The organism is Nocardia sp. CA-290969 (assembly GCF_050936135.1).
Classification (GTDB): domain Bacteria; phylum Actinomycetota; class Actinomycetes; order Mycobacteriales; family Mycobacteriaceae; genus Nocardia.
Window position 1 is genome coordinate 7,203,800 of the sequence record NZ_JBNJNJ010000001.1, and the last position, 20,274, is coordinate 7,224,073.

The following is a 20,274-nucleotide window of genomic DNA, read 5'->3' on the forward strand; positions in this document are numbered from 1 at the left end:
CCTCGTCCTGCTGGGTCAGAATGGTCGGATGAGTGATGCACCGGACAGCGGAACCGATCCCTTTCTCTGGCTGGAAGAGGTCACCGGCGAACGGGCCCTGGATTTCGCCCGGGCGCACAACGAGGTGGTCATGGAGCGGTTCGCCGCGGCCGACCGGTTCGAGGTGCTGCGGGCCCGAATTCTGGACATGCTCGATACCGACGCCAAGATCGCGTTTCCGGGCCGGCGCGGGAAATGGCTGTACAACTTCTGGCGCGACGCGCAACATCCGCGAGGGTTGTGGCGGCGGACCACCTTCGACGAGTACGTGAAACCGGAACCGGAATGGGATGTGCTGATCGATCTCGACGCGGTGGCCGCGGCCGAGGACGAGAACTGGGTGTGGGGCGGCGCGGGGGTGTTGCGGCCGGAACAGACCCGGGCCCTGATCAGCCTGTCCCGGGGCGGCGCGGACGCCAAGGTCGTTCGTGAATTCGATCTGGAGAAAAGGGAATTCATCTTGCCGGAGAGCGGCGGGTTCTTCCTGCCGGAGGCGAAATCCCGGATCAGCTGGATCGATATCGACACCGTCTACGTCGGCACGGATTTCGGCCCGGGATCACTGACCGATTCCGGCTATCCACGGATCGCGAAACGCTGGCGCCGCGGCACAGCGCTCGACACCGCGGAAACGGTATTCGAGGGTGCCGCGACGGATGTCGCCATCTCCGCCGGTTACGACCGCACGCCGGGATACGAACGTCACTACGTCGCCCGGGCCACCGACTTCTTCAACGAAGATGTGTATCTGCTCGACGCCGGCGGCTCGCTGATTCGCCTCGAGACGCCGTCGGATGCCGATGAGTCGTGGTACAAGGAATGGCTGCTGGTGCGGTTGAAGTCGCCGTGGGAAGTCGGTGGGCGAACCTACGGCGCGGGTTCGCTGATCGCCACGAATTTCGACCGATTCCTTTCCGGCGAACGTGAATTCGAGGTCCTGTTCGAACCCGGCGCGCACACCTCGCTGCACGGCTACGGCTGGACCGAGAACCATCTGCTCCTGGTGACCCTGGAGGATGTGCAGACCAAACTGTATGTCCTCACACCGGGCGCCGAAGGGTGGCGCACCGAGCCGCTCGCCGACACCCCGCCCATGGCCACTACCAGCATCATGAACCTCGACCCGCTCGAAAGCGGCGACGAATTCATGCTGATGACCAGCGGTTTCACCACGCCGACCACCTTGCTGGCGAGCGCGGTCGGCGCACCGGCGACCGAGTTGAAGCAGGAACCCGCGTTCTTCGACGCGGCCGGTATCGATACCGAGCAGTTCTTCGCCCGCTCCGCCGACGGCACGATGATCCCGTATTTCGTCATCCGCCATCGCGATAATCGCGACCGCCCGGGGCCGACGGTCATGTCCGGTTACGGCGGGTTCGAGGTTTCCCGCACCCCCGGATACAGCGGTGCTTCCGGTATGGGCTGGCTCGAACAGGGCGGCACCTGGGTGATGACCAATATCCGCGGCGGTGGGGAATACGGGCCCGAATGGCATACCTCGGTGCAGAAAGCGAACCGGTACAAGGTGTACGAGGATTTCTCCTCGATCGCCCGCGACCTGGTGGCCCGGGGTATCACCACCGCGCCGCAACTGGGCGCGGTGGGCGGTAGCAACGGCGGTCTGCTGATGGGTGTGATGCTCACCCGGTATCCGGAATTGTTCGGCGCGATCGTCTGCCAGGTGCCACTGCTCGATATGCGTCGCTATCACCTGCTGCTGGCCGGGGCGTCGTGGGTGGCGGAATACGGCGACCCCGACAAGCCCGAGGAATGGGCGTACATCAGCCGCTACTCGCCCTATCAGAAAGCGATGGAAACCGGCGCGGCCGCGAAATATCCGCCGATTCTGCTCACCACCTCGACCCGCGACGACCGCGTGCACCCCGGGCATGCCCGGAAAATGGCGGCGCTGCTGGAACAGCAGGGGCATCGGATCTGGTACCACGAGAACATCGAGGGCGGGCACGGCGGGGCCGCGGACAACAAGCAGTCGGCGTTCCAGGCGGCCCTGATCTACGAATTCTTCACCCAGATGCTGATCGAGGGCCGTACCGCGAAATAACGTTCAGCGGTCGTGCAGCCATTTCTCGATCCGGTCCACCACCGGGCCGGGATCGGAGATCCAGCCGTTGTGACCCAGCCGCCGCGGTTCGTGCCACCGGGTTCTGTCCGCGGCGGGCAATTTGTCCAGCAGGTGGCCCGCCGAGGCCGGCGGCGTCAGCTCGTCGCCGGCCAGGGTGATCGACAGGACCGGTAGCTTCAGCCGGGCTATCCGTTCCTCGTAGTCGATATCGGCACCGGCCGGGGTGAATTTCCCGGTCCGGGCGAGCCGTGCCCAGTCCGAGATCAGCACCTTGGACTGGCGGCCGAAACCGTTGAGGCCGAGTTTGTCGCCGGGCCAGACGCCGGCGAGGTTGGCGGTGAGCGATATCGCGGCGGTACCGAGCAGCAGGCCCGGGCCGAGAATGCCGCCGAATCCGCGGTAGTAGGGGGTACCGGAGGCGACGAGGATCAGCCCGCCGAGCCGGCCCCGTACCCGGGCGGCGTAGAGCACCGACAGATGCCCGCCCATGCTGTGGCCCAGCAGGTACGGGGTGCTGTCCGGGAAGCGCGTGCGCACCGCCTCGAGGATCGCCGGGAAATCCACCGCGGCCAGTTCGTGATAGCCGTACGTGCTGGCCGCGCTCGGTTTCGGGAGGCTGTCGCCGTTACCGCGCAATTCGCCGATCGCCACATCGAAGCCGCGGCGGGTGAGTTCCCGGGCGAAGTACAGGTAGAACTCGCCGGGCACTCCCAGTCCGGGCAGCAGCACGAGCACCGGCCGCGGCCGGTCGAGGGTGATCGGATGCCGATGCGGGCCGGTGGCCGCGAGTAGCCGCACCGGCACGGTGGTTCCGTCCGGCATCTGGATGGCAACGGTTTCCACGCTCCGAAGCCTATGCGTATGCCCGGCGGTGGTGCGGCCCCGTGCGCGGCGCGTGGCGGCCCGGTCAGGCGCGGATGGCGCCGATGATGATCCGGCTCAGCACCCGGATCACCTCGTCCAGCGGCCGCTGGGGTTCGATCCCGCTCCATTCTTCGACGACGTAGTTGACCGCGCCGACGATGGCCAGCATCCGCAGGTCGTAGTCGCCGGTCGGGATCTCGCCGTGCAGGGCGGCATCCTCGGCGGCCCGGGCCAGCACGGCACTCCAGGCGCGCCGGGATTCGGTGCGCAGCTTCTCCACTTTGGTACCGGCGCCGACCACTTCGACGAGCACGACCCGAGCCCGCCGCGGATCGGAACCGATGGATTGCACATAGGCGCGCACCGCCGCATCGATACGTTGTAGCGCGCTCTGGTCGGCGCTGTGGTCCAGCGATGCCAGGACCGCGTCGCGCGATTCCCGGTCGATGAGAGCGAAGAGTTCGACAAGTAAGGATTCGCGGCCGGTGAACTCCTCGTAGAACTGACGCGAGGAGAGCCCCGCATCTTTGCAAATGGCGCCGACCGAGCTATTGGCGTACCCATCGCGGGCGAAAACCGTCAGGCCGGATTCGAGAAAACGAGCGCGCCGCTCGCGTTGCCGATCTTCTACGGGCTGGCCGGCGTACCTTCGTCCCGAATTCGCTTCCTGTGACATCGCGCAGAACAATACCGAAAAGCCCGATCCCCTCGTCATCGATCGGGCCTTTCGTAGCGCACCGGTAGCACCCTGCGGGTTTGCCGAAAGTTGGCTACCCGCAAGCGTGATCACCGGTGAAACTGCCAAATCGGACAGTACCCGGTTGCGGCACGGTATGCGCGATTTTAGAGGGAAATTCTAGAATAATTTCTATCGGCCGTGTGGAGTCCAGGCAATTACGCGGCAACACATAGTGTTCACCTTATGGGAACCGCACTGCTGTATGGGCTCGGTACGGCCATTCCATTGGTGATCGGTGCCGCGATCGGATTGCGTTACACATTGCCTCGGCCATTGCTCGCCTCACTCATGGCCTTCGGCGCGGGCACCATGATCGCCGCGGTTTCCAATGAGTTGTTCGAACCCGCTTTCGTCCAGGCCGGGGCTTTCACCGCCGGCGCCGCGCTGTTTCTCGGCGCCACCGTCTACGTGGTGGCCAACCGATTCCTCGAACGGCGCGGCGGTGGCGCCGCCGTCGGCTGGGCCCTCATGCTGGGCACCGTCCTCGACGGCGTCCCGGAGAACACGGCATTGGGAGTCACCCTCGGTTCCGGTGGCGGCCTGGTGCTGCTGGTGGCCATCGCCGCGGGCAACGTCCCGGAGGCGATCGGCGGCTCCGCTCTGCTGCACCGGGAAAAAGATGTTGCTACCGGACGAGCTTTCGGTCTGTGGGTATTGACGGGGCTGGTGCTCGTCGCGGTCACCGTGGGTGGTCAGGTGCTCTCCGAACATATCGACGCGACCGCGATCAGCGGCGTCCAGGCCTTCGCCGGCGGCGCCACCGTCGCCGTCCTCGCCGATTCGCTCATGCCGGAGGCCTACCGCGAGGGCGGCTGGTGGGTGGGCATCGCGACCGCCGCGGGCTTCCTGGTCGCCTTCCTGCTCCGCTGATCCAGCCGGACCAGCATCTTGCCCGAGTTGGCGCCGGTGAGAACACCGAGGAAGGCGGCCGGTGCCTGTTCGAGCCCGTCGTAGACCGTCTCCCGCGTTCGCAGTGTTCCCTCGGCGAGCCAGCCGGCCGCCTTCGCGATGTACTCGCCGAAGAGCGGGAAGTAGCTGTTGACCAGCATGCCGCGCAGGGTGATCTCCCTGGTGGCGGCCAGGAACAGATCCGGGCCGGGCCGGTCCGTCTCGCCGTTGTAGCCGCTGATGGCACCGACCAGCGCGACGCGCCCGTGCGGGCGCATGGCCGCGACCGCGGCCCGCAACTGTTCGCCGCCGACACTGTCGAGGTAGACGTCGATACCGTCCGGTGCGGCCGACCTGAGCTGTCCGGGCAGATCGCCGGCCCGATAGTCGATCGCGGCATCGAAGCCGAATTCCTCGGTCAGGAGCCGGGTTTTCGCCGGACCGCCCGCCGACCCGATCACCCGGCCCGCACCCAGCCTGCGTGCGAGCTGGCCGGCGACACTGCCGACCGCCCCCGCCGCCGCCGAGATGAACACCGTGTCACCCGGCCGGACCGGCGCGACGTCGGTGAGGGCGGCGTACGCGGTGAGCCCGGTGGTGCCGAGAGCGCCGAGGTAATGATGCGTGGCGGCCAGGGCGGTATCGATCGGCGTGGCATGCGCGGCTTCGAGCACCGCGTGCTCGCGCCAGCCGGCGAAATGGGTGACGGTCGTACCGACCGGGATATCGGCGGACCGGGAGGCGATCACCTCGCCGGCGGCCGAGCCTTCCAGCGCCTGGCCCAGCTGAAACGGCGGAATGTAGGAAGGTTTGTCGTCCATCCGCCCGCGCATGTACGGGTCGACCGACATCCACGTGTTGCGGACCAGGATCTCGCCGTCGGCGAGATCGGGAATCGATGTCTCGACCAGTGCGAAGTTCGCCGCGGTCGGCGCGCCCGACGGGCGTGCGGCCAAACGGATCTCGCGGGTGACGGTGGGTAGTCCCGTATGCGCCTGCTCGCCGGCTGCCGCGGCGACTTCCCTGGTGGACCGGCTCTGCGTATTCGTATGCACGGTTGCTCTTCTCTCGTTTCGCGGATCGTTCATCCGGACCCGAACGACGCTATGGCGGTGCCGGCCCGCAACCCAGGTCCGCGCATGCCACGCCCCGGTCCGTACGCGACAACTCGAAGTCCTGTGTGTTCCGGTCGGTCAGCGGTTCCGCAGGGCTCCCGGGGACGATCCGCTCCAGCGGCGAACGGCCTTGCGCAGGGCGCGATCGTCGGTGAAACCGAGGCGGGCGGCCACCGTGGCCGTCGTCAGACCGGAGGACAGCAGGTCTTCGGCGCGCCGGTAGCGGAGCAGGTCCAGTTCGTGGCGCCAGGTGGTGTTGTGTTCGGCGAGGCGCCGTTGCAGGCTGCGTGGGCTCATGGCCAAGCGGGCGGCGACTGCGCCCAGGCCGGGTTCACCGGTGTCGATCGCGGCGGCCAGTGCGGTGCGGAATTCGTCCAGCGGTCCGGGGACCGGACGGGCCGAGGCGAGTATCAGGTCGGCGTGACTGCGGAGTAGCTCCGCGAGTGCGGGATCGGCCCGCTGCAGCGGTGCCTGCGCGTCGGCTGCGGCGAAAGTGATGGTGTCGGCGGGTGCGCCGAATTCGATCCGGCGGGTGCCGAACCCATCGGTCAGGGCCCGGTGTTCGCGCGGGGCGGGGTGACTGAAGGTGATCCGGGCCGGAACGACCGGGCGGCCGAGCCCCTCCCGCGCGCGCCGCAAGTAGTAGGCCAGGACGTACTCGTTGATCACCGACGAGACGGCCGGCTCGCCCGCGGTGGTGCGGTAGCCGATGGTCAGCTCGCCGTGGTCGTGCAGATCGAATCCTTCGGCGGCGGCGGTGACCAGCCGGTGGTACGGCTGCGCGGCGGCGAGCGCGGCAGCCAGTGTGGTTCCGGTCGTCACCAGATAGTCCCAGGTGCGGAGCCGGCCGAGGGGAGCATCGGCGACCACCGCGAGCCCGGCACCCGGCCCGAGATGCGCGAGCATTTCCCACAGCGCGACCAGGGAACGCATCGGAACCCGGTCGAGCTCACCGCGCGATCCGTGCTCGTTCACGCCGTGGATCGCGCCGATCCGGTCGAGGCCGGCGCCCGCACGCACCGCGGCATCGCGGACCAGGCGGATCAACTGGGTGGAGGCGGTCCCGGCGAGTGGATCGATGGTTTCCGGTACCGGCCCGGTACGCGCGGCCGGTGGTGGCGAGTCCGGGAGGTGCGCATCGGTCGCGCCGGGTCCGGGAGGTCGAGCGGTCACCACGGATACCAACGTAGTCGTCCACGATGGGGGAACGATGCCGGTGATCCGGCTCACCAGTGGGGGCGGGTGGGGTGGGCCGCGGCAGGCGGCGAGAGTTAGGCTCGACACCGTGACTTCCCACTACGATGTCGTCGTTCTCGGTGCTGGTCCCGGCGGTTACGTCGCCGCGATCCGCGCCGCTCAACTCGGCCTGCGAACAGCGATCGTCGAGCAGAAATACTGGGGTGGCGTATGCCTGAACGTGGGCTGCATCCCGTCCAAGGCGCTGCTGCGCAATGCGGAGCTGGCCCATATCTTCACCAAGGAAGCCAAAACCTTCGGGATCACCGGGGAGGCGTCGTTCGATTTCGGGGCGGCGTTCGACCGGAGCCGTAAGGTCGCGGACGGCCGGGTCAAGGGCGTCCACTTCCTGATGAAGAAGAACAAGATCACCGAATACGACGGCAAGGGGTCGTTCACCGACGCCAATACCCTCTCGGTGGAGCTCAGCAAGGGTGGTACGGAGTCGATCACCTTCGACAACGTCATCATCGCCACCGGCACCAACACCAAACTGCTGCCGGGCACCTCGCTGAGCCAGAACGTGGTCACCTACGAGGAGCAGATCCTCACCCGCGAGCTGCCCGGTTCCATCCTGATCGTCGGCGCGGGCGCCATCGGTATGGAGTTCGGTTACGTCCTGCGCAACTACGGCGTGGACGTGCGGATCGTGGAATTCCTGGATCGCGCGCTGCCCAACGAGGACGCCGATGTGTCCAAGGAGATCACCAAGGCGTACAAGAAGCTGGGGATCACCATCACCACCGGTGCCGCCGTGCAGTCGATCGACGACGACGGATCCAAGGTCACCGTGGCGATCAAGGACAACAAGTCCGGTTCGGTGGAGACCGTTACCGTCGACAAGGTGCTGCAGGCCGTCGGGTTCGCGCCCCGCGTCGAGGGCTACGGACTGGAGAACACCGGGGTCGCGCTCACCGAGCGGGGTGCCATCGCCATCGACGACAATATGCGCACCAACGTGCCGCATATCTACGCCATCGGTGACGTCACCGCGAAACTGCAGCTCGCCCATGTCGCGGAGGCGCAGGGCGTCGTGGCGGCCGAGACCATCGGCGGTGCGGAAACCCTGACCCTGGGCGATTACCGGATGATGCCGCGAGCCACCTTCTGTCAGCCGCAGGTCGCCAGCTTCGGGCTCACCGAGCAGCAGGCGCGCGACGAGGGTTACGACGTGAAGGTCGCGACCTTCCCGTTCACCGCCAACGGCAAGGCGCACGGCCTCGGCGATGCCACCGGGTTCGTGAAGCTGATCTCGGACAACAAGTACGGGGAACTCATCGGCGGGCATCTGATCGGCCCGGACGTCTCCGAACTGCTGCCGGAACTCACCCTGGCGCAGAAATGGGATCTGACGGTGAACGAACTGGCCCGCAATGTGCATACGCACCCGACGCTGAGCGAGGCGTTGCAGGAAGCGATCCACGGCCTGGCCGGTCATATGATCAACTTCTGATCGCTCTACGGCCGATTCGGCCCGGCGAGACCCGGCGCGGTACTTTCCGCGCCGGGTTTTTGCGTTCCGGGCCCCGGCTAGCGGGCCTCGCGATTCCCGGATGTCCGCGCGCCGTCGAGGAAGACCGCGAGCACGGCTGCGCTGGCCTGCTCGGCTCCGGAATCGCCGCGCAACACCATGAGCAGGCCTTTCTCCAGTAATCCGGTGAACATTTCGAACAGCGTGTCCACGCTCAGGTCGGTGCGCAGCTCGCCGGAGCCGGCGCCGCGGGCCAGGACATCGCGGACCGGTTCGCTCAGGCGTTGCTTCAGGTCGGCGTCTTTTTCGGGGAGCTGCGTTTCCGGTTGCAGCAGGGCGCCGTACTTGCTGCCGGCGGTCAGGAAACCGCGGGTCAGGCGGGCGAGCGCGGTGGGCACCGGCACCGAATCCAGCTCCGCGTCGGTGATCCGGGAGATCAGGTCCCTCGCCGCCGCCTCGGTGAGCCCGCTCAGCAGGGCTTCCCGGTTGGGGAAGTAGCGGTAGAGGGTCGCGCGGCCGATCCCGGCGGCGGCGGCGATCTCGGCCATGCTCGCGGTACCCCGAACGGCCAGTACATCGGCGGCCGCGGTGAGGATCGCGGCTTCGATGTGATCGCGGAGAGCGGGTCGTTCGGCCATGGCCCGAGCATATAGTCCAGCCTCATTCGTTGACAGCCGAATCTCTTCGTGAGACATTGGTGTCTCACATCGAGATAGGAGAAGCCCATGATTGCGACTCGGATGCTGGGGTCCTCGGATATCGAGGTCACGCCGATCGGGCTGGGTTGTATGCAATTCGCCGGGCCGGGGCTCGGGGCACAGTTCTACCCGGAACTGGACGGCGCAACGATCGGCACCGTGGTGAAATCCGCACTGGACAGCGGTATCAACTGGTTCGATACGGCCGAAATGTACGGCGGCGGGCATTCCGAACGCGCGCTGACCACGGCGCTGCGTGCGGCCGGTACCGGTCCCGGGGAGATATCGATTGCCACCAAATGGACTCCGCTGGGCCGCACGGCGGGCAATATCGGCCGTACCATCGACGCGAGAATCGCTGCTCTGCAAGGATTTCCGATTACGCTGCACCAGATCCACCAGCCGTTCGGGAGTTTCTCCTCGCAAACCCGGCAGGTCCAGGAGATGGCACAGCTCCGGGAAGCGGGCAAGATCGCACATATCGGCGTGAGCAATTTCTCCGCGCGCCAGATGGAACGCGCCGATCGGATTCTGCGGGAACGCGGGTTACGGCTGGTTGCGAACCAAGTGCAGATCAGCCTGCTGCACCGGAGAATCGAAGACAACGGAGTACTGGAAACCGCCCGCCGGCTCGAGATCACGCTGATCGCCTATTCGCCCTTGAAATCCGGACTGCTCACCGGGAAATTCCACGAATCACCCGATCTGCTGGACAATATCCGTCCCATCCGCAGGGCCTTGGGCCGATTCAACCAGCGCACCTTGGCCCGCACCGCACCCCTGATCGACGAACTGCGGAAACTGGCCGCCGCGTACGGTGCTACACCGGCACAGATCGCGTTGGCCTGGCTGATCACCTATTACGGTGACACCGTGGTCGCCATCCCGGGCGCCTCCAAACCACACCAGGCCACCGAACTCGGGGCGGCGATGGAACTGCGCCTCACCGACCCGGAACTGTCCCGGTTGGCGGAACTCTCGGCGCCGCTGAAGTGATCCGATCTGGGCGCAAGGGGCCCCGGATCAGAATTCGTCGCGGCGGATACGCAGGGTGTGGATGGTGGCGGCCAGGCCTTCGTATTGGTTGACCAGCAGGACGATTTCGATCAGGCGTTTGTCGTCGTAGTAGGTGGCCAGACGGTCCCAGGTGGCGTCGTCGATATCGCGGGTCTGCACCAGTTGGTCCACGGCGGTCAGCAGGGCGCGATGCTTATCGGTCCAGCCGTCGGCGCCCGCGCCCTGGCGGATTCGGTCCAGAATTTCCGGGGTCACGCCGGCGCGGCGGCCCAGGCGGATGTGGTGGTCGGTTTCGTAGGCGCAATCGCGCAGGTGGGCGACGCGCAGGATCACCAGTTCGCTGTCGTGGCGGCGTAAACGGCCGGCGGGCATGAGCATGCCGGAGAAATGCAGCCAGCCGCGGAACAGGCGGCCGGTGCGGCCGAGCGTGCTGAACAGTTGGGCGTCCGCGGTGCCGGACGCGCGGGAGAGGACCTGCCACGCCGCCCAGTTGACCGGTCCCAGCTCGCGCAGGCGGCCGGGGGCGATCCGGGGTTGCGACGCCGAAACCATCAATCTGCCCCTCTCGGGTGGAAACCTGGTGCTGCCGCGGCCTCCGTAGCGCACGGTCGTCTGCGAACCTACCTGCCGCGCGCTCTGCTCGCCGCGATCACGACCGCGCGGTCTCGTCGCGGCCGATCAGATCGGACACCGTGACGAAGCGGTAGCCCTCGGCGCGCAACTTCTCGACGATAGGCCCGATCGCGGCGCGGGACGCCGCCCCGCTGCCGAACATGGTGTGCAACAGGATGATCGACCCCGGCCGGACCTGCTCTACCGTGGCGGCGACGATCGCGTCGGCCGAGGTGTTCCCGGCTTCCGGTTCCACATCCCAGGTGACCGTCGTCCGGTCGTGTTCGGACAGATAGTCCGGCAGGGTCCACAGTTTCTTGCTGTACGGCGGGCGGAAGGTGATCTCGCCCCGGTAGCCGGTGCGGCGGATCTCGGCATCGGTGCGTTCCACCTCGTCGGCCACCGTCGAAGGCGAGACCAACACCATGCGGCGATGGTTGTAGGTGTGATTGCCGATCTCGTGGCCGGCTTCGGCGATCGCACGGCCCAGTTCGGGCCGCGCGGCGAGGTCACGGCCGTTGAGGTAGAAGGTCGCGGGGATATCCGCGGCGGCGAGCAGGTCGAGGACTTCGCCGGCGCGCTCGCTCGGGCCGTCGTCGAGCGTCAGTGCCACCACCTTCTCGCCGGTTTCCACCCGATCCACCAGCCGGCCCGCCAGCTGGTAGGAGCGGGAATTCATCAGGAAATAGCCGCCGGTCACCACCAAGAGCATCACTACCAGCCCGAATGCCGAGCCGATCATCCACCGCCGCATCTCCGCTGTATACCAGGACCGGTGGAATCGGGGCACTACGTGTCGCCGCCCAGATGGGGCGACCGGCCACCACCGATGTCGTTCTGCGCCGCCGCATCGCGATCAGCGATTCGAACAGCACGTGGCCGATGCCGAGAGCTGTCGGGACCGGCCCCGGGCGTCTCGTCGGCACGCCGAACCGGAACGTCTCGTGCGGTGGACCCCGAGGCCGGTAAGCGGCGGAGCCCGGGCAATCGCCGAGGCGGGATCAGGCATGTCCCGAGCACAGTGGATCCGGCGCAGCAGGCGTGGTAACGCGGTGCGGTCCCGCGTCCCCGTAGCGCGATCGCGGTGCACCGGCATGCGGAGCCCGACTGTGCCAGCCGACCTGTCGGGGAGAGTTCAGGCGGGCCGGGTGTCGCGGGATGTTGCCGGCGCGGCCGGGTGTTGCCGGCGCCGCTCGCGTTTACCGCGCGCGACCTCGGTGGACAGGGCGTCGAGCGGCTGGGCGAATTGTGCCATCGGATCCAGCAGCGCGGTCAGCCACTCCCGGGCGGTGCCGATACCCTCCGGGTCGAGGGTGTAGATCCGCTGGACCCCCACCGACCGCACCCGCACCAGCCCGGCCTCGCGTAGCACCTTGAGATGCTGGGAGACCGCGGGCTGGGAAATCGGCGTGTGCGCCCGAACCCCGGCCACCAGGGCACCGGCCGGCTGTTCGCCGGCGGCGACCAGGCGCAGGATCGTGCGGCGGACGGGGTCGGCGAGCGCCTCGAACACTTTCGCCGGAGCGGTGGGCGACATCAGGACTGCGTGCCCTCCTCGGGGATGACGGTGTAGAACGCGAGGGTCGCCTCGGCTGCCGGGCGGGCGAGGGCGGGGTCGTCGCCGTCGGCGATCGCCGCGTCCGCCCAGCCGGTGGCCGCCGTGCGCACGAACATCATGCCTTCCGGGGAGGTCGGGAATTCGAGGGCGGTTGCCGGGTCGACCGCCGCGCCACTGTCCAGGTGCAGGCCGAGGCCCATGAGTCCGAGATCCCAGCCGACACCCACCGCGCCGGGGCCGAATTGCTTCCACATATCCGGGTCCACCGGTGCTTCGTGTACCAATTCCAGGGTGGTGCCCTCGGCCGCGGGATCGAGCCGGACCTCGAGCCAGGAGATCATCGGACCCATCTCCCAGGTGACGGCGAATCGTTTCGGCGGTTCGCATTCTTCGACGACACCGCCGGCATTTCCTTCGAGCTGATACCGGCCGCCGACGGACAGGTCTCCGCTGATCGGCAGGAACCAGCGCGGTATCCGGCCGGCGTCGGTGAGCGCGTTCCACAGATCGTCCGGATCGGTGGCGTAGGTGCGCTCGGCAATGGCGATCTTGGTGGGCATGCCCTGCCGTTCGCCGGTGCGGATCTGCCGGGACACCAGTCCCGCGAGGGCGGTCGGATCGATGGGTAAAGTCACGTCTGCCTCCTTTGATAAGTGTGAACTTATATTAACTCCGCCGGAGCGGGTGCGCTACCGGCCCGCGCCCGGGGGAGGCCCGCGGGCGCCGATACCGCGCGGGCGGCTCAGGAGAGTTCGTGGCGAGTGCCCTCGGTGACGGCATGGAGCTTGTCCGGATTGGCCACGTTGTGGATGGTCGAGATACGGCCTTCCGGGTCGAAGTCGAAGGTCAGCGTGGCGATCACGCGGTCCGGGCCGCGGAAGATCACGCCCGGGCCGTCGTTGATCCAGGTGAGCTCTGCCCGCATCTGGCCGGGCTCGATGCCCTGGTAGGTCGCGGTGCCGAGCGCGGCGAACCAGCGGGCCACAACCTCGAGGCCGACGACCGGCTTCAGTGCCTGGCGGACCTTGCCGCCCCCATCGGTCCACAACGTCACGTCCGGCGAGAGCAGTTCCATCAGCGTGTTGATGTCGCCGCCCGTCGCCGCCGCGAAGAAACGTTCGGAGACCTCGCGTCGGCGGGCTCGGTCCGCGGTGAAACGAGGCCGGCGGGCCTGGACGTGTTCCCGCGCGCGATGGGCGGCCTGCCGGACCGCCGGCTCCGAACGTTCCACCGCGTCCGCGATCTCCGCGTAGCTGAACGCGAAGGCCTCCTTCAAAACGAAGACCGCCCGCTCCAGCGGACTCAACGTCTCCAGGACGACCAGCAGGGCCGTCGACACCGAATCCGCCGTGGCGACGCCGTCCGCGGTGTCGGGATCGGTGAGGATCGGCTCGGGCAGCCACGGCCCGACGTAGGTTTCGCGCTGGTGGCGGGTCGAACGAAGCCGCTCCATCGCCAGGTTGGAGACGATCCGGGTCAGGTAGGCCTTGGGGTCGGCGACCTGGGAACGGTCGGCCGCCGACCACTTGAGCCAGCTGTCCTGGACCACGTCTTCGGCATCGGCGGCGGAGCCGAGGAGGCGGTAGGCGACCGAGAAGAGCAGGGTGCGGTACTGCTGAAAGGCGAGCTGGTCGGGGTCGGACTGCTGCGGCTGGGTCACTTGGCGCTCCGTATCCGGGTGTAGCGGCCGCCGCGCGGCCAGAAGGCGCCCGACGCGGGCATCTTCTTCATGCGGGCGAAGGTCGACCACGGCGCGGCGGTAACCGTCTCCTTGTACTTCGCGGCCCGCTTGCCGGTCAACACGATCCGGCGTGGGCTGTCGTCGGGGTGGGTGAACTGCACGACGGCGTCGTTGCGGCCCAGGCTGACGGGCGTGTGGTAGTAGCCGAAACGGAAGGGCTTCGGCTCCTTGCCGGCCAGCACCCGCAGAATCGAGACAGCCGCGTGTACGCCGGTGGGCATGCCGCCCTGGCAGGTCCCGTGCATCACGCCGTAGCCCTGCCGGATCGCCGCCGCGTCACCCACGGCATAGACATCCGGGTGCGATACCGACCGCAGCGCGCTGTCGGTGATCACCCGGCCGCGCTCGTCGACGGTCAGGCCCGCAGCGGCGGCCAGCGGCGAGACGCGAGTGCCGCTGGTCCACAGCACCGCGGCTGCGGGGATGCTCGAGCCGTCCGCGAGCTCGACGCTGTCCGGCAGCACCTTGATCACCTCGGCACCGCTGCGCACCCGCACGCCGAGCCGGGTGAGCGCCGCATCGAGGTATGCCTTGGCCTTCGGGTGCATGCTCGCGCCCGGTTCGCCCCGGCCCAGCAGCACCACCTCGAGCTCCGGGTACCGCTCGGCGATCTCCGCGGCGGCCTCGACACCGGTGAGGCCACTGCCGCCGACCACGACGGTCCCACCGTCGAGCCGGGCCAGCCGGTCGGCAAGAGCTGCGGCGTCCTCCGGGCTGTCGAGGGTGTAGGCGTGATCGTCCACACCGGGGACAGCGGCAGTGTCCGCGATGCTGCCCAGGCCGTAGACCAGGGTGTCGTAGCGCAGGACCCGGTCGTCGTCGATCCGCACGGTTTTCGCCTCGGTATCGACGGCAGTGACCCAGCCGCGGACGAAGCCGGCTCCGGTGCCGTCGAGCAGGGTCGGGATGCTCATCTCGGCCGTTTCCTGGCCGGTGGCGGTCATATGCAGCCGGAGCCGCTCGGTGAAGGTGTCGTACGGGTTGACCAGCGTCACTCGCAGGTCACCACGCTTCCCAGTGCGAGCCGCGAGCTGGATCGTGGCGGCGAGCCCGGCGTAACCGGCGCCCAGGACCAGGACCTCGTGCTGCTGCTCTGTCGTTGTATTCATCGCTGCGTCGTCTCTTTCGTATCGGTCGTTCCCGCCATGCGTACGACCACCAGACGTAAGCTGCCCTTCGCTTCGTGACACGGACTTTATGTGCGCTACATCACACCCCGGTCGGGGTCGAGTGCGCGTCGTTCGGTTCGTCTCCGCTCGGCGGGCGGGAGGGCGGCTGTCACCCGGTGTGGGTCCTCAGCGCTCGGCCGAGCCAGCCGAACACTGGATCCAGGTCTGCTACGGGTGGCCAGTCGTTCACGGCTGCAACGAGTTGCCAGTACCGCGCGACGCGGGAGTCGTTTGCCACCTCCAGTCGTTCGAGCATCCAATGCCGGAGTGCGCTGTCGTCGGGTTTGCCGAAAGTCGCCGCGTAGCGGGCGGTGAGTGTGTCCACGATCGGCGCGGCCGCGGCCGATTCCGGGCCGATTTCCGCGGCGAGCGCGCGGCCGACCTCGGCGCGCACCGTTTCGGTGAGGGCATGGTGCAATCCGGTGGTGTCGCCTTCCCTGCGTTGCGCGGCCTGGTATTCGGCCATCCGGCGTACCGCGGCACGGAAGCCGGTGTCCTGCACCAATGCCACCAGTTCCATCCAGGCCTCGACCTGCTCGGTGGTGGGGTCTTCCGGTAGGTCGGGCATGCTGGTGCGCAGTAGTTCGACCATCGCCGGATTGGCGTCGACGCCACCGAAGGTTTCGTCGATGAAGTCGTGGATGAAGCGGTGCCGCTCGGCTTGTGACAGGTTCACCAGTTTGTGCATCAGATCTATCTCCTGGGGTTCGGACCGGCGTTTCGCTACCGCCCGCAGTACCGCCCGGCGTAGCCGCAGAACTCGGATCTGCGCATCGAGGGCCGACGCGTGGGCGGCGGCGATCTCGGCCGGCGAGGTCTCGCGGGCCAGGATGCGCCGCACGGTGGCCAGGTCGATATCGAGTGCACGCAGTGTCCGGACCAGTTCCAGCCGGGACAGTGCGTCGATGTCGTAGAGGCGGTAGCCCGCGGGGGTGTACGAGGACGGCGGAACGAGTCCCTGGTCGGAGTAGAACCGGATCGTTTTGACCGAAAGCCCCGTGCGTTCGGCCACGACCCCGATCGGTAACAGTGTTTCGTCGTCCATGACCAAAGCATGAGGTCTCCTCCTGCTGGAGACTCAAGTCGTGCGTCGGGTCGAAGTCGTCCGGCTGATGGCCACGGTGTTCGACGCCTTTCATATTGCGCCGCCCGGCCGCTTTTTCGATCCGCGACCGGATACCGCCGACCGGTGCGAGAGCGGGGTTGTGGTTCTACTATCGGCCAAGGGCCGGAGATGATCCGGTCGCGGCGAAAGGCGCATCCCACAAATGACAGATCACGAATCCGGGATCGGGCGGAAAATCGCGTATTACCGTGCCCGCAAAGGATTGTCCCAACGTGATTTCGCGCCGTTGATCAAACGTTCCGAGGCGTGGGTATCGCAGGTCGAGCGCGGGGTCCGCCCGGTGAAGGCGCTCGATGTGCTGGAGCGGATCGCGGAGGTACTCGATATTCCGGTCGCCGAGCTGGCGCCCACCGCGCCCGCGGCGCAAGCCGAACCGATCCCCGCCGACGCACTTGCGCTGCGCCTGCTGCTCGCCACCGATCACGCGCTGGCCGCCGCGGTGGCCGATCCGCGCCCCGAACCCGACCTGGACCGGCTCGCCGAACAGGCCGAATCCGCGTGGACCTGCACCCGGCAGGCCCGCTACGCCGATCTGCACGCGCTGCTGAGCGCGGTGCTGCCCGAGTTGGCCCGGGCCGCCGTGGTTTCCGTGCGCGCCGCCGCACTGCTGGCCGATGTCTATCAGGTGTGGTCGGTCGCCCTGGCGGAGCTGGACCAGTTCGATGCCGCCTGGGCGGCGGGTGAGCGCGCCGTGGGCGCGGCGCAACATTGTGGCGACCCGGTGCTCCTGGCGGCGTGCGTGTTCCGGCGCACGATCGTGTTCCAGCGGGCACAGCAACTCGATCTCGCCCGGCGGACCGCCGAGAGTGCCCGGGCGGCCCTGGGAGCGCTGCTGGACAAACCCGAGCCGCGAGCCTTGATCGTCTACGGTGCGCTGACGCTGCAGTCGGCGGTTATCGCCGCACGCGCCGAAGACGCCGAACAAGCACTGGAGATGCTGGGCCGGGCCCGTAAGGCGGCGAGCGCGCTCGGCGCGGACCGCGAGGAATACCGCGTCGAGTTCGGGCCGCGCGCCGTCGTACTGCACGAGGTCGCCGTCGCGGTCGAACTCGGGGACGCCGGGACCGCGATCCGGCTGGCGGCCAAGGTCGACCCGGGGAGCCTGACGGATTTCCATCGCGCCCGGCTGCTCGTGGACACCGCCCGCGCCTGGGCGCAGCGGCGCAACCCGCCCCGGGCGCTGGCCCTCCTGCTCGAGGCCGAAACCCTCGCGCCGGAATACCTGTACCGGCAACGGGTGGTGCGCTCGACGACCGCGGACCTGCTCAGTATCGACCAGGGCACGCTGGGTCTCGGTGAATTCGCGCAGCGGATCGGGGTGGAGATGCCCTACGTGCCGCCGTCCGCCGGCCGCCCGGGGGCGCCGCGCGGCGGCCTGCGTGCCGCGCGCGGTCCGCGGACCCGCTGAGACCCGGTGAGCCAACCGGTTACCCCGCCGGCCAGAACTCCTTCAGTTCGCCGGCGGCCGCACCCGCCTGGCGCAGGCCCGACTCGTAGGAGGGGCCGAGCGCGGCGCCGGCGAAGAGATCGGGTCCGAAGGCGGCGACGGCGACTTCGTCCGGTGTGATCGAAACCTGCCGCGCGGCATCCAATTCGCGGTCGGCCCGGGTACGGGGATATACGTGGGCGAGCGGTTCCAGGATCACCACCGCGTCGTAACCGGCGGCGAGATCGGCATTGATGGTCGATCGCACACCGCCGTCGATGTAGTGCCGGCCGCCGATTTCGATCGGTGGGAACACGCCCGGCACCGAGGTGCTGGCGGCCAGCGCCTGGACGAGGGTGGCCGGATCGTCACGGGTCCAGGCTGTCAGCGCACCGGAGCCGATATCGATGGAGGTGACCACCAGATCGTGGTCGGGCCAGTCGGCGAAATCCACCAGGGCGCCGATCCGTTCGAGGTGTGCGGCCGGGTCGCCGGTTTCCGCGCCGAGCGCGAGTTCGCCCACCCGTTGCAGCACCAGTTCGCGGTCCTGGTCGACGGCGCGCAGCAGGGCGGCGATCTCCAGGAGCGGACCGAAATCGCGGGCCGGCGCCACGGCCGGGGTGGGACGCGGGGTGAGCAGGGTGGACAGATCGGACCCGGCCGCGATCGCGGTTCCCACCACGGCGCCGGCGGAGGTGCCGATGATGCGGTCGGCGAGGGTCAGGTCGATCCCGGCGGACCGTAATCCTTGGGCCAGGCCCGCCAGCCAGGCTATTCCGACGGGACCACCACCTCCCAGAACGAGGGCGATCCTGGTGTCTCGGTGCGGCACGGCGTCGGGCATGGCAGCAGGTTAGCCAATGGGCGGCCGGGGCGCTCGGTGTGCCGCCTCGTCCGGGGTCGTGGAACGAGCGCCGCGCCCGAGAGCGGGAATTGTGAAGCAGATCACGGTGCGCGCTGTGGATTTAACTACGTACGATGTACGGAGTTATCGCGCCGAACCTGGAGGACTATTTGCGTACTACCGGATCCGCCATCTCGCTGAATGTCGCCGACCCGGCCGCCTCGGCCGGTTTCGTCTCCGCCCATTTCGGCTTCACCGAGCAGATGTCGGCCGAGGGTTTCGTATCCCTGACGCACCCCGACGCCGGGATGAACCTCATCTACCTGCGCACCGGTCTGCCCACCTTCAAACCCGCGCGGATCGCCGACGCGGCCGGTACGGGTTTGCTGGTGGTGTTCGTGGTGGCCGATATCGATACCGAATACGCCCGTCTGCAAGCGGCCGGTGCGCCGATCGTCACGCCGATCGAGACCGAGGAATGGGGTGAACGCTACTTCCAGACAACCGATCCCAACGGCATCGTCTATCAGCTCGTGCAGTGGGTCGAGCAGCCGCCGGGGTGATCACCGGCGCCGTCCGCCCCGCCGAAATCCGATTCACCTGAGCCGCAGGCCATATGGATGGTACGAAAGGAGCCGGTGGTTGATGATCGACTCCGGGGGTGAACAGTGGCAGCGGGCGAAACGACACACGGCAGAGGTAGAGCACGATGCTGGTGAAGGTCGACGATCGGGCGGAACTGTCCGCCGCCGAGCGGGAATTCGTGGAATGCCTGCGGCAGCTACCCTCCACCGGGCTGGCGATCGTGGACCTGCGAATAGCCACCCAGCGAGGCACCAGGCAGATCGGCGCGGTGATCTGGACGCCGCAGGGCGTACTCGTCACCGAGGTCATCGGCTTCCGCAGTACGCAGAGCGGAATCCTGACGGTTTCCATGGAGCGGCCGTGGCGGGTGGGCGACGCCGTGGCCGATCTGGAACTGGACCTCGGCGCCGATCCGGTGCGCCGGCTGGAGAGCGCCGTGCAGGAGGTGCAGCGCACCTTCGAACGCGCCTCCTACGACCCCGGCCAGTTGTGCGGTGCGGTCGCGCTGATCCCGCGGCGGGGTGCGGTGCTGCGCCCGGCGCGCGAAACCTTGCGGCCCGGTCTGGATGTGGTGGTGGGCAATACCGCAGAGCTCACCGAACTGCGTATTCTCCTGGAGAATTTCGCGCCCGGCCCGCCGCGCTGGACGCTCGGGCGGGTCTGTGCGGCCACCCGGGCGCTCACCGGCTGGGCCCCCGAACGCGGCGAGCTGATCGCCGCCGGGTTCGAGGACAAACTGCCGGAGCCGCCGAAGAAGCCGCGGGTATGGCAGACCATGCGCCGGCCGGATACCCGGCGCACCCACGATGTCATCGGCTGGACGGTGTTGACGGTCGCGGTGCTCGGCATGCTGATGGTGCTGGCCGCGATCGCCGGTTCCCTGCTGGCCGAGGGCCCCGCCGCCGAGCCGGCCGCACCGAGTAGCAGTGTCGAGCCGACCGTGGCCCCGACCTCTGCCGGTGCCGCGGAGTGCTGGCCGCTGCAACCGGGCTGCTGACCTCGCCGGACCGGTTCTCGCGGGGCCTGCGGCGGGTGCGCGCAGGCTACGGTTGCGTAGCCGCCG

The 20,274-nt window shown here is 68.1% G+C and carries 20 protein-coding genes; 7 read left to right on the forward strand and 13 right to left on the reverse strand.

Annotated features, from left to right (window positions below):
* Positions 1 to 28 precede the first annotated feature (28 nt).
* Positions 29 to 2,101, forward strand: coding sequence for a prolyl oligopeptidase family serine peptidase (locus ACQEVO_RS33070; RefSeq protein WP_432920685.1), 2,073 nt, complete (start codon positions 29 to 31; stop codon positions 2,099 to 2,101).
* A gap of 3 nt (positions 2,102 to 2,104) precedes the next feature.
* Here ACQEVO_RS33070 and ACQEVO_RS33075 read toward each other — a convergent pair whose 3' ends face one another.
* A complete protein-coding gene (locus ACQEVO_RS33075) occupies positions 2,105 to 2,965 on the reverse strand; it encodes an alpha/beta hydrolase family protein (protein WP_432920688.1) in 861 nt (286 codons plus the stop codon).
* 64 nt (positions 2,966 to 3,029) lie between these two features.
* Positions 3,030 to 3,662, reverse strand: a complete 633-nt coding sequence (locus tag ACQEVO_RS33080) for a TetR/AcrR family transcriptional regulator (protein ID WP_432920691.1) — start codon at positions 3,660 to 3,662, stop codon at positions 3,030 to 3,032.
* 246 nt (positions 3,663 to 3,908) lie between these two features.
* On the opposite strand from ACQEVO_RS33080, the gene ACQEVO_RS33085 reads away from it, so the two are divergent.
* Positions 3,909 to 4,595 (forward strand): ZIP family metal transporter, encoded by a 687-nt coding sequence (locus ACQEVO_RS33085; RefSeq protein WP_432920694.1) that lies wholly within the window; start codon positions 3,909 to 3,911, stop codon positions 4,593 to 4,595.
* Here the strand turns inward: ACQEVO_RS33085 and ACQEVO_RS33090 are convergent.
* Both ACQEVO_RS33090 and ACQEVO_RS33095 read right to left on the reverse strand, forming a co-directional pair.
* A complete protein-coding gene (locus ACQEVO_RS33090; protein ID WP_432923266.1) occupies positions 4,523 to 5,575 on the reverse strand; it encodes an NADP-dependent oxidoreductase in 1,053 nt (350 codons plus the stop codon). The two genes, ACQEVO_RS33085 and ACQEVO_RS33090, sit on opposite strands and share 73 nt — an antisense overlap.
* Before the next feature lie 231 nt (positions 5,576 to 5,806).
* Positions 5,807 to 6,901, reverse strand: a complete 1,095-nt coding sequence (locus ACQEVO_RS33095) for an AraC family transcriptional regulator ligand-binding domain-containing protein (RefSeq protein WP_432920697.1) — start codon at positions 6,899 to 6,901, stop codon at positions 5,807 to 5,809.
* Positions 6,902 to 7,013: 112 nt separating this feature from the next.
* Between ACQEVO_RS33095 and lpdA the strand changes: the two genes are divergently transcribed.
* Positions 7,014 to 8,417, forward strand: a complete 1,404-nt coding sequence (gene lpdA, locus ACQEVO_RS33100) for a dihydrolipoyl dehydrogenase (protein ID WP_432920700.1) — start codon at positions 7,014 to 7,016, stop codon at positions 8,415 to 8,417.
* Between the two features lie 77 nt (positions 8,418 to 8,494).
* On the opposite strand, the gene ACQEVO_RS33105 is transcribed toward lpdA, so the two are convergent.
* On the reverse strand, positions 8,495 to 9,073 hold the full coding sequence (locus ACQEVO_RS33105) for a TetR/AcrR family transcriptional regulator (protein WP_432920703.1): 579 nt from the start codon (positions 9,071 to 9,073) through the stop codon (positions 8,495 to 8,497).
* 87 nt (positions 9,074 to 9,160) lie between these two features.
* Here ACQEVO_RS33105 and ACQEVO_RS33110 point away from each other — a divergent pair, with 87 nt between their 5' ends.
* A complete protein-coding gene (locus tag ACQEVO_RS33110) occupies positions 9,161 to 10,129 on the forward strand; it encodes an aldo/keto reductase (protein WP_432920706.1) in 969 nt (322 codons plus the stop codon).
* A 27-nt stretch (positions 10,130 to 10,156) separates the two neighbouring features.
* Here the strand turns inward: ACQEVO_RS33110 and ACQEVO_RS33115 are convergent, their stop codons facing one another.
* The 7 genes from ACQEVO_RS33115 to ACQEVO_RS33145 all read right to left on the reverse strand — a co-directional run bounded on the left by ACQEVO_RS33115 (position 10,157) and on the right by ACQEVO_RS33145 (position 16,275).
* Positions 10,157 to 10,702: a carboxymuconolactone decarboxylase family protein gene (locus ACQEVO_RS33115; RefSeq protein WP_432920710.1), complete on the reverse strand. Its 546-nt coding sequence runs from the start codon at positions 10,700 to 10,702 to the stop codon at positions 10,157 to 10,159.
* A 97-nt stretch (positions 10,703 to 10,799) separates the two neighbouring features.
* Complete coding sequence (locus ACQEVO_RS33120) at positions 10,800 to 11,516, reverse strand: polysaccharide deacetylase family protein (protein WP_432920713.1); 717 nt, start codon at positions 11,514 to 11,516, stop codon at positions 10,800 to 10,802.
* Between the two features lie 381 nt (positions 11,517 to 11,897).
* Complete coding sequence (locus tag ACQEVO_RS33125; RefSeq protein ID WP_432920716.1) at positions 11,898 to 12,299, reverse strand: ArsR/SmtB family transcription factor; 402 nt, start codon at positions 12,297 to 12,299, stop codon at positions 11,898 to 11,900.
* Positions 12,299 to 12,955 carry an SRPBCC family protein gene (locus ACQEVO_RS33130; RefSeq protein ID WP_432920719.1) on the reverse strand — a complete coding sequence of 219 codons (657 nt, stop codon included), beginning with the start codon at positions 12,953 to 12,955 and terminating at the stop codon, positions 12,299 to 12,301. The genes ACQEVO_RS33125 and ACQEVO_RS33130 overlap by 1 nt, the downstream gene beginning before the upstream one ends.
* A gap of 107 nt (positions 12,956 to 13,062) precedes the next feature.
* Positions 13,063 to 13,980 carry an RNA polymerase sigma-70 factor gene (locus ACQEVO_RS33135; protein ID WP_432920722.1) on the reverse strand — a complete coding sequence of 306 codons (918 nt, stop codon included), beginning with the start codon at positions 13,978 to 13,980 and terminating at the stop codon, positions 13,063 to 13,065.
* On the reverse strand, positions 13,977 to 15,170 hold the full coding sequence (locus ACQEVO_RS33140) for an NAD(P)/FAD-dependent oxidoreductase (RefSeq protein ID WP_432920725.1): 1,194 nt from the start codon (positions 15,168 to 15,170) through the stop codon (positions 13,977 to 13,979). Before ACQEVO_RS33140 ends, ACQEVO_RS33135 begins: the two co-directional genes overlap by 4 nt.
* Before the next feature lie 169 nt (positions 15,171 to 15,339).
* Positions 15,340 to 16,275 (reverse strand): MerR family transcriptional regulator, encoded by a 936-nt coding sequence (locus ACQEVO_RS33145; protein WP_432920728.1) that lies wholly within the window; start codon positions 16,273 to 16,275, stop codon positions 15,340 to 15,342.
* 223 nt (positions 16,276 to 16,498) lie between these two features.
* On the opposite strand from ACQEVO_RS33145, the gene ACQEVO_RS33150 reads away from it, so the two are divergent.
* A complete protein-coding gene (locus tag ACQEVO_RS33150) occupies positions 16,499 to 17,764 on the forward strand; it encodes a helix-turn-helix domain-containing protein (protein WP_432920731.1) in 1,266 nt (421 codons plus the stop codon).
* Positions 17,765 to 17,783: 19 nt separating this feature from the next.
* Here the strand turns inward: ACQEVO_RS33150 and ACQEVO_RS33155 are convergent, their stop codons facing one another.
* Complete coding sequence (locus tag ACQEVO_RS33155) at positions 17,784 to 18,626, reverse strand: patatin-like phospholipase family protein (protein ID WP_432920734.1); 843 nt, start codon at positions 18,624 to 18,626, stop codon at positions 17,784 to 17,786.
* A 170-nt stretch (positions 18,627 to 18,796) separates the two neighbouring features.
* Between ACQEVO_RS33155 and ACQEVO_RS33160 the strand changes: the two genes are divergently transcribed.
* The gene (locus ACQEVO_RS33160; RefSeq protein WP_432923269.1) at positions 18,797 to 19,189 is read left to right on the forward strand and encodes a VOC family protein; all 393 of its coding nucleotides are present in this window, start codon (positions 18,797 to 18,799) and stop codon (positions 19,187 to 19,189) included.
* A 146-nt stretch (positions 19,190 to 19,335) separates the two neighbouring features.
* Complete coding sequence (locus ACQEVO_RS33165; protein WP_432920737.1) at positions 19,336 to 20,208, forward strand: nuclease-related domain-containing protein; 873 nt, start codon at positions 19,336 to 19,338, stop codon at positions 20,206 to 20,208.
* Positions 20,209 to 20,274 lie beyond the last annotated feature (66 nt).